Raw genomic sequence first — 2,773 nt, 5'->3', positions numbered from 1 at the left:
GCGCCACCATCCCAGCGTGGTCCTGTGGTGTGGCAACAACGAGGAAGAAACCGCGTGGAAAGACTGGGGCCATGGTCGCGACCTCACCGCTGCCGATCCGGCATTCGCGGCGAAGGTCTGGCAGGGCTACGTGGACCTGTTCGGCAACGACCTGCGCCAGGTGGTGGCCGAAGAGGGCCTGGGCGTGCCGTACTGGTCCAGCTCGCCCAGCAACGACCTGGACGACAAGGCCAACGATTCCACCCGTGGCGACAAACACTACTGGCAGGTGTGGGGCAACCCGGCGCTGCCGGTGACCGCCTACCTGCGCGAGACGCCGCGCTTCATGTCCGAATACGGGCTGCAGGCCTGGCCGTCGCTGCGCACGCTGGACGGCATCATTCCGGTCGCCGAGCAGCAGGTGGACAGCGCCACGGTGCGCGCCCACCAGAAATTCATGGCGGGCGAGGGCAACCAGCGCCTGTTGAAGTACATCGAAGACGAGTACGGCGCGCCGCGCGATTTCCCGGCGTTCGTGTACCTCAGCCAGGTGATGCAGGCCGACGGCATCCAGCTGGCCGCGCTGCACCACCGCGCGTCACGGCCGTRCACGATGGGCTCGCTGTACTGGCAGCTCAACGATGTGTGGCCGGGGGCGTCGTGGTCCAGCATCGACTACGCAGGCCGCTGGAAGGCGCTGCATTTCCACGCGAAACGCTTCTTTGCCGACCGGGCGGTGGCGGCGTTGCGTGATGACGGGGTGACCCGGGTAAGCCTGCTCAATGATCGCCAGCAGGGATTCCAGGCGACATGGCGGCTGCGCGTGATTGATCTGGATGGGACGCTGCGCCACCAGCAGCGGCACACCGTGGCGTTGCCGCCGCTGTCGGCGTTGGAGGTGGGCCGGTACGAGGATGCATCGCTGCTGCACGGGGCGGATCCGACGCGGACCGTGGCGGTGGTCGAACTGCTGGATGGAACGCAGGTGCTGTCGCAGCAGGTGGTGTACTTCGCCGCGGCCAAGGACCTTGCGCTGACACGGACGAAGATCGACAGCGACCTGCGTGCCGATGGCGAAGGCTATGTGCTCACGTTGCGTTCGCCAACGCTGGTGCGCGCGTTGTGGATCGACTTCGACGACCGGGATGCCACGCTGGACGATAACGCGCTGGACCTGGTGCCGGGGGAGGCGAAGACCCTCCGCCTGCGCAGCGATGCGGACCTGGACACGCTGCGCAGCACGCTCCGCCTCACCTCACTGGCCGACGTCCTGCGGTAGAGCCACGCCACGCGTGGTTGGGCGCGGTGCCGGGGAGTGCGCGACGTGCAGCCACGCATGGCGTGGCTCTACCCATCCGGTCGTGCCTGGCTTCAGGGCGGGCAGCGTGGCGCTACAGCGTGATCTGCTGGAAATTCTCGACGCGGTCATGGCCATGCGTGGCTTCACCGCTGCGCGGCAGCGGGTAGTCGTCCAGGCGGTCGAGCAGGCGGGTCTGCAGGCCGGCTTCGCGGGCGGCATCCAGCTCTTCGACCACGTCGGACAGGAACACGATCTGCCCGGCCGGTACGCCGATCGCCTTGACGATATGGCGGTAGCTGTCGGCCTCACGCTTGCCGCCGACTTCGGTGTCGAACCATCCCGAGACCAGACCGGTCAGGTCGCCGGCGTCGCTGAAACCGAAGAACAGCTTCTGCGACGGCACCGAGCCGGACGAGTACACGTACAGCGGCTTGCCTTGCGCATGCCAGCCCTTCAGCACCGCCGCCACTTCCGGATAGAAGTGCGCCTTGTAGTCGCCGTTGCGGTAGCCGCTTTCCCAGATCATGCCCTGCAGCGCCTTCAGGGCCGTGTGCTTGCGGTCCTGGTCGATCCAGCCCTGCAGGGTTTCCACGATCAGGCTGTCCTGGCAGGCACCGCCGATCTCCACGGCCACCGCGTCCAGCCAGCGGCGTACCTCCGGCTGCTGGCCATGCGCGGCGACGAACGCCGGCAGTGCCTTGCGTGCATACGGAAACAGCACGTTCTTGACGAACGAAATGCTGCTGGTGGTGCCTTCGATATCGGTGAGGATGACAGTGGGATGCGGCATGGATCAGTCGGCCTGGTGCTGTGCGGGGTGGTAACGCGGGAACTGCTGGGCGATGTCGCTGCCGGTGAAATGACCGATCCAGCCATCGGCCTCGGTGAAGAAGCGGATCGCCACGAAATTGGGTTCTTCGCCCATGTCGAACCAATGGGTGATGCCGTCGGGCACGGCGATCAGGTCGTTCTTGACGCACTCGATCTCGTAGACCTTGCCGTCCACGTGCAGGGTGAACAGCCCGGAGCCGGCGACGAAGAAGCGCACCTCGTCTTCCTTGTGGAAGTGTTCGTCGAGGAACTTCTTTCGCAGTTCGGCGCGGTTGGGGTTGTCCGGGGCGATCGAGGCCACGTCCACGCTCTTGAAGCCGTGCTGGGCGACCAGGCGGTCGATGTCGGTACGGTAGGCAGCGAACACCTCGTCCTGGCTCGCGCCTGGGGCGACCTCATGGGCCGCCTGCCAGCGCTCGAAGGTGACGCCGATCTTCTTCAGTTCGGCTGCGATCGCGTCGCCATCGCGGCTGTCGAACCGTGCGGTATCCGGGGCGGTGTCGTCAAATATACGGAGTCGGCTCATGGCGGCGGCAGCGAGGCGAAAGGGGGGAAGGAAAGGGTACCAGCGCAGCGCCGGATGCGGGGACGTGGGCTGATGGTGAACGACGGAATACAGATTCCCTTCAGGAATCTGGAGGGTCCACAGCCCACACGGTGGTG

3 protein-coding genes are annotated in these 2,773 nt (G+C 66.1%); 1 reads left to right on the top strand and 2 read right to left on the bottom strand.

All coding sequences use genetic code 11. The annotated features are described in order from the left end of the window. Positions 1-1,258: glycoside hydrolase family 2 protein (locus tag AC1DQP_RS19120; RefSeq protein WP_478052265.1), on the top strand; the 1,258-nt coding region annotated here is incomplete at its 5' end. A 112-nt stretch (positions 1,259-1,370) separates the two neighbouring features. Here the strand turns inward: AC1DQP_RS19120 and mtnC are convergent. After that, on the bottom strand, positions 1,371-2,069 hold the full coding sequence (gene mtnC / locus AC1DQP_RS19115) for an acireductone synthase (protein ID WP_457321363.1): 699 nt from the start codon (positions 2,067-2,069) through the stop codon (positions 1,371-1,373). 3 nt (positions 2,070-2,072) lie between these two features. Then, a complete protein-coding gene (locus AC1DQP_RS19110) occupies positions 2,073-2,636 on the bottom strand; it encodes a 1,2-dihydroxy-3-keto-5-methylthiopentene dioxygenase (protein ID WP_457321361.1) in 564 nt (187 codons plus the stop codon). Positions 2,637-2,773 lie beyond the last annotated feature (137 nt).

The organism is Stenotrophomonas sp. P5_A8 (assembly GCF_056400545.1).
This window is presented reverse-complemented; position numbering and strand designations above follow the sequence as displayed.